Consider the following 14,085-nt stretch of genomic DNA (forward strand, 5'->3'; position numbering starts at 1 on the left):
GGGGCCCGCGGACAGCGTGTTGTTCGGGCCCTTGCGGAAGGTGCTGCCGATCGGGTGGATCGGCGGGAGGTAGACGACGTCGAAGCCCATCGCGGCGATCGCGGGCAGCCGCTCCGCGGCCGTACGGAAGGTGCCGTGCACGGCTGGGGCCGACGGGTCGCTCCCCGACCGGCCGCTCTCCGACCGCGGGAAGAACTCGTACCAGGACCCGTACAGGGCGCGCTCACGCTCCACCAGCAGCGGCAACGGCTCGGACGACGACACGAGTTCGCGCAGCGGACGGCGGGCCAGGACCGCGTCCACCTCCGGGGTGAGGGCGGCGGCGAGGCGGGCCGCGGCGGGGCGGTCCACGTCGCGCAACGCGTCGACGGCGCGCAGCAGCGTGTCCCGGCGGCCCTTGCTCTTCGGCACCTGGGCGGCGGCCCGCTCGTACAGGCGCGCGCCCTCCTCCAGGACCAGTTCCGTGTCCATCCCCGCCGGGATCTTGATGCCCGCGTGGTGGCGCCAGGTGGTGACGGGGTCGCTCCACGCCTCGACCGTGTACGTCCAGCGGCCCTCGTGCCCGGCGGTCACGGTGGCGCCCCAGCGGTCGGTGCCGGGGGCCAGTTCGCGCATCGGGGCCCAGGGGCCGGCGCGTCCGTCCGGATCGCGCAGGACGACGTTGGCGGCGACCGCGTCGTGGCCCTCGCGGAAGACCGTGGCCGAGATCTCGAACGCCTCGCCGACGACCGCCTTCGCGGGCCGTCGTCCCTGGTGCACGAGCGGCCGGACGTCGAGGACGGGGATGCGCCCGACGGTCGGTGCGGAGGCATCGGCCGTCCCGTCGTCGGCGACGGCGGGCCCTGCCGCGACGGCGGCGCTGCGGGCGGAGGGTTTCTTCGTGGTGGGGGAAGTGCCCTCGGCGGGGGCGGGGGGTTTCTCCGAGACGGGCGAACCGTCCTCGGCCGCGGTGGCGGGTTTCTCCGTGGTGCGGGAACCGGCGCCGGGCCTGCCTGGTCCGGATGCGCCGGGAGTGCTCGTCGGGGGTGGCGACGTCTGGTGCGTTGCGGGCATGACCGCTCCTGTCCGCGTCAACGTGGGTGGGCGGATGAGGGTGTGGGGAGGTGGGGCCTGCGGGGTGTACCGGAGGAGCCTTCCCACCCTATGCGGGTGCGCATTCCGGCACTTTGTTAACTACTCACGCGTATGTCTACGCACAAGACCGGCCTCGTCCAGTGCGGGCGAGGCCGGTCCCGTACGGCTGTGTCACCGGGGTCCTGCCCTGGTCCTACCAGGCTCGATCGACGTGCAGGAGTTTGTTCGGTGAACCGAGACCGGCGCCCGAAATCCTTCCCGGAACGGCCTGTTTCACCAATGCTTTGGATACTTGCGCCGGGGTGGCCTTCTTGTGGCCGGCCAGGTACAGGGCCGCCGCGCCCGCGACGTGCGGGCTCGCCATGGACGTGCCGGAGAAGGTCGCCGCGCCCGTGTCGCTCGCGTACGAGGCCGAGGTGATCGACACGCCCGGGGCGAACAGGTCCAGCGCGGAACCGGTGTTCGAGAAGCCGGCCCGTGCGTCGCTGCGGTCGCTCGCGCCGACCGTGAGGGCCTGGCCGACCCGGGCCGGGGAGTACAGACCGGCCGGGAGCCCGTCGTTGCCCGCCGCGACCGCGTAGGTGACGCCGGAGGCGATGGAGTTGCGCACGGCGGCGTCCAGTTGGGCGTTCGCGTACCCGCCCAGACTGAGGTTGGCGACGGCCGGCTTCTTAGCGTGCCGGGTCACCCAGTCGATCCCGGCGATCACCTGCGCGGTGGTGCCCGCCCCGGTGTTGTCGAGGACGCGGACCGCGACGACCTTCGCCTTCTTGGCGACGCCGTACTTGGTGCCCACGACGGTTCCGGCGACGTGCGTGCCGTGGCCGTTGCCGTCCTTCGCCGTGCGGTCGTTGTCCACGAAGTCCCAGCCGTAGCCGGCCCGGCCGCCGAAGTCCTTGTGCGTGATCCTGATGCCCGTGTCGATCACGTACGCCGTCACCCCGGCGCCCGCCGACTCGGGCCAGGTGTAGCTCTTGTCGAGCGGCAGGTTCCGCTGGTCGAGCCGGTCCAGACCCCACGAGGGCGGGTTCTTCTGGACGTGGTCGAGCGCCACCCGGGTGTCCTGCACGACGGAGGCGACGCGGGAGTCCGCCGCGAGCCGCCGGGCCTGCTCCTCGCCCACCCGCACGGCGAAACCGTTGAGGGCCGTGCCGTACGTGTGGCTGATTCTCGCTCCGTACTTCGCGGCGATGTCCTTTCCCGCCGACGACGGAGCCTTCGTTCCCCCCTTGAGCGTCACGATGTAGCTGCCGCTGACGGAGCCGGGTGCGCCGGCCCCGAGTATCCGGCCCTGCGGGGCGGCGTGCGCGGGTGGGGCGATGGCCGAAAGCACCGCGGCCGTCGTGACCGCGGTGAGACCCGCCGCCCAGCGCAGACGCCTCTTTCTCGTCCGTGCCATGGCTTGAGTTCCCCTCCTCAACTCGGCGTACGGAGGCCGGACCGGCCGGTGTGGGCCAGGCCCGGCCGTACGCCACGTGGCGAGCCTCTCGTGCGGTGTGAAGCGCCACAAGGCCGCCCAGGCGGGCGGAATCGGCCATATCGGCCGTGAAGTGCACGTGAAGGTTGCGGCGAGTTTCCGCCGATGTCACGCAGTACGCCCGTTCGGGGGCGGCCTTCGAGGCGCCGTAGAGGTGGCGGCGCCGTGGCCGGTACCGTCGGGAGTGGTCTTCCGAGGGACCACTCGGCACCACCCGTAATTGAGGTACCCCGACCGCGATCGACCGGCCCGCGCCAGCGGCGCCGGTCCAGGCGCAAAGAGGTGCAGCCTGTGAAGGCGATCCGCAGATTCACCGTACGCCCCGTACTTCCCGAAGCCCTTCACCCGCTCAGTGACCTGGCGCGCAATCTCCGCTGGTCCTGGCATGCCGAGACCCGTGACCTGTTCCAGTCCGTCGACCCGGAGCGCTGGGCGGCCTCCGACGGCGACCCCGTACGCCTGCTCGGCAGCGTGCCGCCGGCCCGGCTGGCGCAGCTCACCCAGGACGAGGGCTTCCTGAACCGGCTCGCGACGGTCGCCGACGACCTGCGCGAGTATGTGACCGGCGACCGCTGGTACCAGCAGCAGGTCTCCGAACTCCCCTCCGCCATCGCCTATTTCTCGCCCGAGTTCGGTATCACCGCCGCGCTGCCGCAGTACTCCGGCGGCCTCGGCATCCTCGCCGGCGACCACCTCAAGGCGGCCAGCGACCTGGGCGTCCCGCTGATCGGCGTGGGACTGCTCTACCGGCACGGCTACTTCCGCCAGTCACTGTCCCGCGACGGCTGGCAGCAGGAGCACTATCCGGTCCTCGACCCGAACGAACTTCCCCTGGTGCCGCTGCGCGAACCCGACGGCACCCTCGCCCAGGTCTCCCTGGCCCTGCCCGGCGGCCGGGCGCTGCGGGCCCGCATCTGGCTGGCACAGGTGGGCCGCGTCCCCCTCCTGATGCTCGACTCCGACGTCGAGGAGAACGACGTCGGTGAGCGCGGCGTGACCGACCGGCTGTACGGCGGCGGCAGCGAACACCGTCTGCTCCAGGAGATGCTCCTCGGCATAGGGGGTGTGCGCGCGGTACGGACGTACTGCCGGCTCACCGGCCACGCCCCGCCCGAGGTGTTCCACACGAACGAAGGTCACGCGGGCTTCCTCGGCCTGGAGCGGATCGCCGAACTCACCGACGGGGGACTCGACTTCGAGGCCGCTCTGGAAGCGGTCAGGGCGGGCACCGTCTTCACCACCCACACCCCCGTCCCGGCGGGGATCGACCGCTTCGACCGCGAGCTGGTGGCCCACCACTTCGGCCCCGACGCCGAACTCCCGCGCATCGACGTCGAACGCGTCCTGGGCCTGGGTATGGAGACCTACCCGGGAGGCGAGCCGAACCTCTTCAACATGGCCGTGATGGGGCTGCGGCTCGGCCAGCGCGCGAACGGCGTCTCCCTGCTGCACGGCCAGGTCAGCCGGGAGATGTTCGCGGGCCTGTGGCCGGGCTTCGACCCCGAGGAGGTCCCGATCACCTCCGTCACCAACGGCGTGCACGCACCGACGTGGGTGGCGCCCGAGGTGTTCCGGCTGGGCACCCGCCAGATCGGCGCCAGGCGCACCGAGGACGCGCTGACCGTCGGCGGCTCGGACCGCTGGGACGCGGTGGCCGAGATCGAGGACCAGGAGATCTGGAACCTGCGGCGGGTCCTGCGCGAGCAGCTGGTCGTGGAGGTGCGCGAACGCCTCTACGCGTCCTGGCGCCAGCGTGGCGCGGGCACGGCCGAACTCGGCTGGATCGACGGCGTACTGGACCCGGACGTCCTGACGATCGGCTTCGCGCGCCGCGTCCCGTCGTACAAGCGGCTGACCCTGATGCTGCGTGACCGCGACCGTCTCATGGACCTCCTCCTGCACGCCGAACGTCCGGTGCAGATCGTCGTCGCGGGCAAGGCCCACCCCGCGGACGACGGTGGCAAACGCCTGGTCCAGGAGCTGGTCCGGTTCGCCGACGACCCGCGGGTGCGTCACCGGATCGTCTTCCTCCCGGACTACGGCATGGCGATGGCGCAGAAGCTGTACCCCGGCTGCGACATCTGGCTGAACAACCCGCTGCGTCCGCTGGAGGCCTGCGGCACGAGCGGCATGAAGGCGGCCCTCAACGGCTGCCTCAACCTGTCCGTCCTGGACGGCTGGTGGGACGAGTGGTTCCAGCCCGACTTCGGCTGGGCGATCCCGACCGCGGACGGCACCGCGACCGACGACGACCGCCGGGACGACCTGGAGGCCGCGGCCCTCTACGACCTCCTCGAACAACGCGTGGCGCCCCGCTTCTACGAGCGCGGCCGGGACGGGCTGCCCGACCGCTGGATCGAGATGGTCCGCAGGACGCTGACCCACCTCGGGCCGAAGGTGCTCGCCGGCCGGATGGTGCGCGAGTACGTGGAGCGGCTGTACACGCCGGCGGCGCGCGCTCACCGCGCGCTCACCCCGGACACCGCCCGCGAGCTGGCGGACTGGAAGTCCCGCGTCCGGTCCGCCTGGCCGCAGGTCACCGTCGACCACGTGGAGGCCTCGGCCGCCACCACGAGCGCCGAACTGGGCACCACGCTCTCGCTGCGCGTCCGCGTCGGACTCGGCGACCTCGCCCCCGACGACGTCGAGGTCCAGGCCGTGGCCGGCCGCGTCGACACGGACGACCGCATCGCGGACGCGGTGTGCGTGCCGCTGAAACCCGCGGGCGGGCCGGACCTGGACGGACGCTGGGTCTACGAGGGGCCGCTGTCCCTGGACCGCACGGGTCCCTTCGGCTACACGGTCCGCATCCTGCCCGCGCACCGGCTGCTCGCCTCCGGTGCGGAACTGGGCCTGGTGACGGTGCCCTCCGAGGAGACCGGGGAGGGAGCGGGTCTGCTCATGCGGTGAGTACCGGGGGCTTCACTCGTCCAGGCCCGCGCACAGGCGGCGCAGCACCTTGCCGCACCTCTGGGCGTAGGCGTGCTGGAGCCCCCGCGTCGCCGGTCCGCCCGCGCGGGCGTACCACTTGGCCGGACGGCTGAAGGCGGTGATCGTCAGCCAGACGGTCCCGTCGCCGGTGCGGTCGACGACGAACGCCTCCTCGCCGCACTCGGGATGGCCGGACAGCGTGCCGTAGGCCCAGGCGGTGCGCCGGTGCTCCTCGGCCGTCCAGACCACACGGCAGGGGGCCTTGATGGGGCCGAGGCCGACGGTCACGTCGACGCCGGGAACCGCCTTGTCCGCGTCGGAGGTGATGCCGACGCCGAGGGCGCGGTGCATCTCCCAGGTCATCAGGGCTTCGGAGGCGCGGCGGAAGACGGCCTCGCCCTCACCTATCCGGGCGCGCACGTGCAGTCGGCGGAAGCCCGGCGGGCAGCGGTCCTCGCGGGTCGCGCCCACGTCCTCGTACGTGTAGGGCATGGGGGACAGAGTAAGGCGGCACCCGGAGCGGTCCTCGCTCCGGGTGCCGCCTCGTCCAGCGGGCCGCGCGGCTCGCGCCACGCGCCGTGGACTAGTTCACGTTGACCGCGGACCAGGCCGCGGCGACCGTCTTGTACTCCGTGCTGGTGGAGCCGTACAGGGCCGACGCCGCGGAGAGCGTGGCGGTGCGGGCGCCCGAGTACTTGGTCGTCGACGTCATGTAGGTCGTCAGCGCCTTGTACCAGATCTGCAGCGCCTTGGCCCGGCCGATGCCGGTGACCGTGGTGCCGTTGGACGTCGGGGAGTTGTAGCTGACCCCGTTGATCGTCTTGGCGCCGCTGCCCTCCGAGAGGAGGTAGAAGAAGTGGTTGGCGACGCCCGACGAGTAGTGCACGTCGAGGTTGCCGACGCCGGAGGACCAGGAGTCGGCGGATCCGCCGTCCTTGCTGGGCTTGTCCATGTAGCGCAGCGGGGTGCCGTCACCGTTGATGTTGATCTTCTCGCCGATGAGGTAGTCGCCCACGTCGGAGGAGTTCGCCGCGTAGAACTCGACGCCGGTGCCGAAGATGTCGGAGGTCGCCTCGTTCAGGCCGCCCGACTCACCGCTGTAGTTGAGGCCCGCGGTGTTGGAGGTGACACCGTGGCTCATCTCGTGGCCGGCCACGTCCAGCGAGGTCAGCGGGTGGGTGTTCCCGGAGCCGTCGCCGTACGTCATGCAGAAGCAGCTGTCGTCCCAGAACGCGTTGACGTACGAGTTGCCGTAGTGCACGCGGGAGTAGGCGCCGACGCCGTTGTTCTTGATGCCGGAGCGCCCGAAGGTGCTCTTGTAGAAGTCCCAGGTCTCCTGGGCTCCGTAGGCGGCGTCCGCGGCGGCCGTCTGGTCCGTGCTGGAGCTGGACGCGGTGCCGGTGCCCCACACGTCGTCGGCGTCCGTGAACAGCGTTCCGGTGCCCGAGGTGCCGTGCTTGAGGTTGTACGTCTTGTGCCCGCCGCGCGTGCCGTCGGTCAGCTGGTACGTCGAGCCCGACTTCGTGGTGGTGAGCGTGACGGTGCCCGAGTAGAGGCTCTTGCCGGTACCGGTCTCGATGCCCTGGTACTCGTAGAGCTTCTTGCCGGTGGCGGCGTCGGTGATGACGTGCAGTTCGTTGGGGGTGCCGTCGTCCTGGAGGCCGCCGACGACGGTCTCGTAGGCGAGGACGGGCTTGCCGGTGGCGGCCCAGATCACCGTGCGGGGCGCCTGGTCGGCCGCGGTCTTCTCCGAACCCGCGGCCTTGGCGGCGGTGAGCGCCTGCTTCTCGGCCTTCGCGGTGGTGACCGCCGGCTTGAGCGAGGCGACCTTGATGGCGGCCTTGGTGGCCTTGGTCACGCCCTCGGCCTTGCCGGACTTCGACTGGTGGACGACCAGGTCGCCGCCGAGGACCGGAAGTCCGTTGTAGGTGCGCTCGTAGCGGGTGTGGACGCTGCCGTCGGCGTCCTTGACGACGTCTCTGACGACCAGCTTCTCCTTGGCGCCGAGGCCTATCTCCTGGGCCGTCTCCGCCTTGGCGGCGTCGGCCTTCTGGATCAGGGCGGTCCGCGCGGGGGCGGAGAGCTGGACGGGGGCGCCGGCGAGGGTGGTCGCGCCGGCAGGGGTCGCCGCGTTCTGGGCGGCGGCACCGGTGGTCATACCGGTGGCGAGCAGAGCTCCGGCCGCGACGGCGGTGGCGATGGCCAGAGTGGTGCGCTTGTGACGCGCGTAGAGGGGGGTCACGCAAGCTCCTTCTGTGGGGGCGCCCGGGCGGCTTTGGGGTGGCCGGACGAGCGATGTGAAGTTGCGGTGCGGGTGAGCCGTGCGGTGGAAGCGTGCCATCTGGGGCGCGTACATGTCAGGAGGCCCTAAAGACCTTGGCCGAAAGTCGACCATTGGGTGAACGCTGAGGTGCTCCCGAGCGGAGTCGATCTTCTTCAAAGGGGAGTCAAACCAAACCCCCGGACGGGCAAAGAGGGCGCCGCCCCGGGGAGTTGAACCTCCGGGACGGCGCCCTGTCCTGTGCGTCACCGCGACGCGCTCCGGGGGAGCGCGGTGCGGTCTACGGGAACGTCAGCTTCCAGCTGTTGATGTAGCCGGTGTCCTGCGCCGCTTGGTCCTGGACCTTCAACTTCCAGGTGCCGTTGGCGACTTCGGAGGACGCGTTGACCGTGTAGGTCGCGTTCACGTTGTCCGCCGAGTCGGACGAGCTGAAGTTCTTCAGGCGGTACGTCGACCCGTCCGGGGCCACCAGGTCGATGACGAGGTCACCGCGCCAGGTGTGCACGATGTCGACGCTCACCGCGAGGTTCGACGGCGCGTTGCCGGTACGGCCGGTGACCGTGACCGACGACGTGACCGCCGCGCCGTTGTCCGGAATTGATACGTCGGCGGTGTTCTCGAACGACGTCCCGCCGCCGCCACCGCCCGGACGCGAGCCCACGTTCACGGCCGCCCAGGCGTTCTGCACGGCCGTGTACTCGGCGCTCGTCGTGCCGTACAGCTCGCCCGCCGCCGCGAGCGTGCCGGTGCGGGCCGCCGCGTAGTTGGTGGTCGAGGTGAACTTTGTGGTGAGCGCCCGGTACCAGATCTGCAGCGCCTTGTCGCGGCCGATGCCGGTGACCGGAAGACCGTCCGACGTCGGCGAGTTGTAGCTGACACCGTTGATGACCTTGGCGCCGCTGCCCTCACTCAGCAGGTAGAAGAAGTGGTTGGCGACACCCGACGAGTAGTGCACGTCCACGTTGCCGACTCCGGAGTACCAGGAGTCCTTGGAGGCGCCGTCCTTGCTCGGCTTGTCCATGTAGCGCAGCGGGGTGCCGTCGCCGTTGATGTCGATCTTCTCGCCGATGAGGTAGTCGCCCACGTCGGTCGAGTTGTTGGCGTAGAACTCGACGCCGGTGCCGAAGATGTCGGACGTCGCCTCGTTCAGGCCGCCGGACTCGCCGGAGTAGTTGAGGCCCGCGGTGTTGGAGGTGACACCGTGGCTCATCTCGTGGCCGGCCACGTCCAGCGAGGTCAGCGGGTCCGCGTTGCCGGAGCCGTCGCCGTACGTCATGCAGAAGCAGCCGTCGTCCCAGAACGCGTTGACGTACGCGTTGCCGTAGTGGACGCGCGAGTACGCTCCCACGCCGTTGTTCTTGATGCCGGAGCGCCCGAAGGTGTTCTTGTAGAAGTCCCAGGTCTCCGCGGCACCGTAGTGCGCGTCGGCGCCGGCCGTCGCGGCGTTCGACGTGGTGCCGTTCCCCCAGGTGTCGTTCGTCTGCGAGAACAGGGTGCCGGTGCCGGAGGTGCCACGGTTCAGGTTGTACGTCTTGTGGTTGCCGCGCGCACCGTCGTTCAGCGTGAAGGTGGAACCCGACTGGGTGGTCGTCAGGGACACCTGGCCGCTGTACTGGGTGTTGCCGATGCCGTTCTTGATGCCCTGGTACTCGTAGAGCTTCTTGCCGGTGGCGGCGTCGGTGATGACGTGCAGTTCGTTGGGGGTGCCGTCGTCCTGGAGGCCGCCGACGACGGTCTCGTAGGCGAGGACGGGCTTGCCGGTGGCGGCCCAGATCACCTTGCGGGGCGCCCGGTCGGCGTCGGTCTTCTTCGATCCGGCGGCCTTGGCGGCGGACAGCGCCTGCTTCTCCGCCGCGGCCGCGGTGACGACCGGCTTGACCGTGGCGACCTTGATGGCGGCCTTGGTCGCCTTGTAGACGTGCCCGGTCTTCCCGGACTTGACGGTGTCGACCACCAGGTCGCCGCCCAGGACCGGAAGTCCGTCGTACGTCCGCTCGTAGCGGGTGTGGACGGTGCCGTCCTGGTCCTTGATGACGTCACGGGCGACGAGGCTCTCCTTGGCGCCGAGGCCGAGGTCCTTGGCCGTGTCCGCCTTGGCCGAGTCGGCGTCGCGTATCAGCTCGGCGCGCTGCGAGGGCGTGAGCTTCATGGCGACGGCGCCCGGGTTGACCTTGCCCGTGGGGGCCTTGGCCGGTGCGGCGCTCGCGGCGCCGGACTGGACCGCCGCGGCCAGCAGGGCGGAGACGCCCACGAGGGCGACGCCGGCGACACGGCGCTTGGTGATGTGGGAGGTGCGTCTGTGGGAGGAACTGCTACTCAACACTGACTCCTTCTGCGTGGCCGCGGGTCGCGCGGCCAGGGGAGACCGGACGATGGGTGACCCGTCCGGGCAGAACAGGGCTGTACGCGGAACCAGGTGCATGGGGTCGTGCGAGCGCTTCACGGCGATGCGAGCTGTGGGGTTGCTGTGAAGCGGTCGTGGGAAGAGTGGCAGGAGATCGCACCTTCTGTCAGGAGCGCGTCAGGAACTTGGCCAGAAATGGTTCGTTGTCCGGGATGTCATGTTCGGTATACGGACTCGTCGCCGGGCGGACGCACAAGGCCGGACCGGCGCCGCTCTCCGTGCCACGAGTGCCACAGCGCCGCATACGTCCCCCCGGCCGCCACCAGCTGGTCGTGCGGGCCGAGTTCGGTGAGCCGGCCGGCCTCCATCACCGCCACCCGGTCGGCGTCGTGCGCGGTGTGCAGCCGGTGCGCGATGGCGATGACCGTGCGCCCTTCGAGCACGGCGGCCAGCGCGCGCTCCGTGTGGCGGGCGGTCGCCGGGTCCAGCAGCGCCGTGGCCTCGTCGAGGATCAGCGTGTGCGGGTCGGCCAGCACGACACGGGCCAGGGCGAGCTGCTGGGCACGGGAGCCGTCCACCCGGTGGGCCTCGGGACCGAGCTCGGTGTCCAGCCCGTCCGCCAGCTCCGCGGCCCAATCGTCCGCACCCACCGCGGCCAGGGCGGCCCACAACTCCTCGTCCGTGGCCGCGGGTTCGGCGATCAGCAGGTTGTCGCGCACCGTGCCGAGGAACACGTGGTGCTCCTGGGTGACCAGCACGACCTGCCGGCGCAGCTGCTCGGGGTCGAGCCCCACGACCGGCACGCGCCCGACGGTCACCGTGCCGCTGCCCGGCGCGTCGACCCCCGCCAGCAGCCTGCTCAGCGTGGTCTTGCCGGCGCCCGAGGGCCCGACCACGGCCAGCCGCTCCCCGGGGCGCACGGTCAGGTCGACCCCGCGCAGCACCTCGCCCCCGCGGTCGTACGCGTAGTGCACCCCGGTGACGTCGATCCGGTCGTCCACCGGCGACGGCGACCCGGCCGGCACCGCCCGCGGGGCCGCGCCGAGCCCCTCCACCCGGGCGAACGAGGCACTGCTGGCCTGGAGTTGCTCGACCCGCATCAGGATCTGGTCGAGCGGCTCGGCGAGCTGGCGCAGATACAGCGTGGCGGCGACGACCGCGCCGAGGCTCGTCGCGCCCCGCGCGAGCAGCGCACCGCCCACCAGCAGCACCGCGACCACGGGAACGACGTACGACACCTCGACGGCGGGGAAGAACACACTGCGCAGGAACAGCGTCCGCATCCGCCGGCGGCGGGACGTCTCCAGCGCCTGCCGGCTCGCGTCGATCCGGCGCCGCTCCAGACCGAAGGCCTCCACCGTGCGGGCACCGGACGCGGTGGCCGCGAGGATCTCGGCGACCTCCGACGTGGCCGCGCCCTCGGCGAGATAGGCGGTCCGCGCCCGGCGCAGATACCAGCGCAGGGCGAACCAGATGCCGGTCAGACCGAACACCCCGCAGCCGCCGAGCAGCGGGTCGATGACGAAGACCGCGCCGAGGATGAACGCGGCCTGCGCCGAGGAGATCAGCAGCTCGGGCCCCGCGTCGCGCAGGGTGTTGCCCACCACGGTGACGTCGGCGGTGCCACGCGCGGTCAGGTCGCCGGTGCCCGCACGCTCCACGACCGAGGCGGGCAGCGACAGCGCCCGCTCCACGAACTCCTCCCGCACCCTGGCCAGCGTCCGCTCCCCGAAGCGGTGCCCCACGAACCGGGCCCACCTGGCCAGCAGCAGCTGGACCAGCGAGCACAGCAGGATGACGCACGCGAGCCGGTCCACGACTCCCACGCCGTGCCCGGCCCGCACCTCGTCGATGATCCGCCCGAGCAGCCAGGGACCGACCAGACCGGCGGCCGCCGCCAGCGCGTTGAGGCCGAGGACGGCGGCGAAGGCCCGGCCGTCCGCCCGGATCAGCCGCACCGACGCCCGGCGGACGTCGCCAGGTTCGGCGATGGGCAGCTGCGCACTCATCGCACGGCCCCCTCGGCGTCCACCACGGTCCCCTTGCCGTCCACCACGGCCTCCGTGGCCGAATCCGTACCCGTATCGCTGTCGTTGTCGCTGCCGCCGTTGTCGTCACTGCCCGGGTCGCTGCCCGAGTCGGCGCCGGTGCTCATGCCGGTCGTGGCGCCCCTGCCCGTACCGGTACCGGTGCCGGTGCTCGTGTCCGTGCCCGGCGGCACCAGGTCCGCGTCCCGTGCCACCAGCGCCCGGTACCCCGGCTCGCCGTCCAGAAGGTCGCGATGGCTGCCGCTCGCCGCGACCTTCCCGTCGACCAGGTACAGCACGGTGTCCGCCTGGTCGAGCAGCAGGGGAGACGTGGAGGTGACGACGGTCGTACGGTCCGCGCGGGCGGCGCGCAGCCGGGCGGCGACCGCGGCCTCGGTGTGCGCGTCCAGCGCCGACGTGGGCTCGACCGCGAGCAGCACCTCCGGATCGGCCAGCAGCGCCCTCGCCAGGCGGACCCGCTGCCGCTGGCCCCCCGAAAGACTGCGGCCCTGCGCCTCGACGACCGAGTCGAGACCGTCCGGCAGACCGAGGACGACGTCGTCCGCCACGGCCGCGTGCACGGCACGGGCGACGGCCTCGTCATCGTGGTCGTGGCGTCCGCGGACCACTTCGCGCAGGGTGCCCGCGAACAGATCGGCCTCGTTGTCGGCGACCAGGACGCGCTCACGCACCCGCGGCAGGGCGATCTCGTCGAGCCGTACGCCGCCCCAGGTCACCGCCGACTCCCCGTACCGGCCGAGCCGGTCGACGACGGCCTCGGACTCCGCGGGGCGGGCCCCCGCCAGCGCGGTCAGCCGCCCCGGCACCACCCGGACCCCGGACCGCGGGTCGTACAGCGCCGCGGGCGACACGGGCGCCTCCCGCGCGTCGGAGCGGACATCGGCGGGCTCCAGCGCCAGGAACCGTACGACGCGCCGGGCGGCGACCACCCCCCTGCCGAGCTGGTAGCCGCACTCGATGAAGAAGGACACCGGCATCACCAGGACCGCGACGTAGCCGTACACGGACACCAGCTCGCCGACGGTGATGTCCCCCTGGGCGGCCAGCCGGGCCGCGAGCCAGGTCACCACGGCCAGGAACAGCGTCGGCAGTCCCATGCCCAGCGCCTGGATCCAGCTGGTCACCGCCCCGACCCGGTACCCCTGTTCCCGCAGCTCCCGCGAGTCGCGGCGGAAGGTGTCGGCGAACAGCCCCTTGCCGCCCAGGCCGTTGAGCACGCGCAGACCGCCCGCGAGGTCCCCGATCCGGGCGGTCAGTACGCCCTGCCGCTCGCGGTACGACGTCTCCGTGCCCTGGAGCCGTCCCATCAGCGGTCCGACGAGTACGGCGATCAGCGGCACCCCGAAAAGGATCACCACCGAGAGCTGGAGCGAGACCGACAGCAGCAACGCGGCCACCACACCGTAGGTGAGCAGCGCCGCGACGCCGGGCCCGACGACCGTCAGGGACTGGCTGATCGTCTGGACGTCACCGACGCCGATCGTCACGACCTCCCCGGCCCCGACCTGGCGCGGCAGGGCGGCACCCAGCCGGACCGACTGGCCGACCACGACCTTGACCGTGCGGAAGTTGGCGTCCATCCGGACCTTCGTCATGATGCGGTGCCGCACGACGCCCAGCCAGGCGTTGAACACCCCGGCGCCCAGCACCGCGGCGGTCCAGCCCCATAGCGCGGCCTCGTCGCCCGGCTCCAGGCCGTCGTCGACGGCCCGGGACAGCAGATACGGCGTCAGTGCCAGGAGTCCCATCCAGACCCCGGCCACCAGCGTGCCGGCCACCGAGCGGCCCGCCTGCCGGGTGACCAGCCACCACAGGTAGTGCCAACCGCCACGACGATCCGGTGTCCCGGGGTCCTCGTACGCGTCGATCATCCGTCCCCCTCCGCCGCCCGCTCTGGCACCCGCTCGTCCCGGGCACTCGCCCGCCAACC

Annotated in this window: 8 protein-coding genes; 1 reads left to right on the plus strand and 7 read right to left on the minus strand. The window is 71.8% G+C overall.

Going from position 1 to position 14,085, the window contains the following annotated elements; genetic code table 11:
- Both BKI49_RS26345 and BKI49_RS26350 read right to left on the minus strand, forming a co-directional pair.
- The coding region (locus tag BKI49_RS26345; RefSeq protein ID WP_179332585.1) for a maltotransferase domain-containing protein at positions 1-1,053 on the minus strand (1,053 nt) is incomplete at its 3' end.
- Positions 1,054-1,267: 214 nt separating this feature from the next.
- Complete coding sequence (locus BKI49_RS26350; protein ID WP_095936767.1) at positions 1,268-2,473, minus strand: S8 family peptidase; 1,206 nt, start codon at positions 2,471-2,473, stop codon at positions 1,268-1,270.
- A 369-nt stretch (positions 2,474-2,842) separates the two neighbouring features.
- On the opposite strand from BKI49_RS26350, the gene BKI49_RS26355 reads away from it, so the two are divergent.
- Positions 2,843-5,461, plus strand: coding sequence for a glycosyltransferase family 1 protein (locus BKI49_RS26355; protein WP_095936768.1), 2,619 nt, complete (start codon positions 2,843-2,845; stop codon positions 5,459-5,461).
- 12 nt (positions 5,462-5,473) lie between these two features.
- Here the strand turns inward: BKI49_RS26355 and BKI49_RS26360 are convergent, their stop codons facing one another.
- The 5 genes from BKI49_RS26360 to BKI49_RS26380 form a co-directional block, all read right to left on the minus strand.
- Positions 5,474-5,974, minus strand: a complete 501-nt coding sequence (locus BKI49_RS26360) for a DUF1990 family protein (RefSeq protein ID WP_095936769.1) — start codon at positions 5,972-5,974, stop codon at positions 5,474-5,476.
- Positions 5,975-6,065: 91 nt separating this feature from the next.
- Positions 6,066-7,724 carry a M4 family metallopeptidase gene (locus BKI49_RS26365; RefSeq protein ID WP_095936770.1) on the minus strand — a complete coding sequence of 553 codons (1,659 nt, stop codon included), beginning with the start codon at positions 7,722-7,724 and terminating at the stop codon, positions 6,066-6,068.
- 319 nt (positions 7,725-8,043) lie between these two features.
- The gene (locus BKI49_RS26370; protein ID WP_179332586.1) at positions 8,044-10,083 is read right to left on the minus strand and encodes a M4 family metallopeptidase; all 2,040 of its coding nucleotides are present in this window, start codon (positions 10,081-10,083) and stop codon (positions 8,044-8,046) included.
- Positions 10,084-10,322: 239 nt separating this feature from the next.
- Positions 10,323-12,116, minus strand: coding sequence for an ABC transporter ATP-binding protein (locus BKI49_RS26375; protein ID WP_095936771.1), 1,794 nt, complete (start codon positions 12,114-12,116; stop codon positions 10,323-10,325).
- Entirely contained in the window at positions 12,113-14,026 is a 1,914-nt protein-coding gene (locus BKI49_RS26380; protein WP_095936772.1) for an ABC transporter transmembrane domain-containing protein, read from the minus strand. Before BKI49_RS26380 ends, BKI49_RS26375 begins: the two co-directional genes overlap by 4 nt.
- Positions 14,027-14,085: the final 59 nt, after the last annotated feature.

This window comes from Streptomyces sp. Tue6028, from assembly GCF_002300165.1.
Taxonomy (GTDB): domain Bacteria; phylum Actinomycetota; class Actinomycetes; order Streptomycetales; family Streptomycetaceae; genus Streptomyces; species Streptomyces siamensis.

Excerpts from the sequence above, each read along its gene's own strand:
- BKI49_RS26380 (WP_095936772.1), bottom strand. The coding sequence starts at position 14,026 with ATGATCGACGCGTACGAGGACCCCGGGACACCGGATCGTCGTGGCGGT.
- BKI49_RS26375 (WP_095936771.1), bottom strand. The coding sequence starts at position 12,116 with ATGAGTGCGCAGCTGCCCATCGCCGAACCTGGCGACGTCCGCCGGGCG.
- BKI49_RS26360 (WP_095936769.1), bottom strand. The coding sequence starts at position 5,974 with ATGCCCTACACGTACGAGGACGTGGGCGCGACCCGCGAGGACCGCTGC.
- BKI49_RS26350 (WP_095936767.1), bottom strand. The coding sequence starts at position 2,473 with ATGGCACGGACGAGAAAGAGGCGTCTGCGCTGGGCGGCGGGTCTCACC.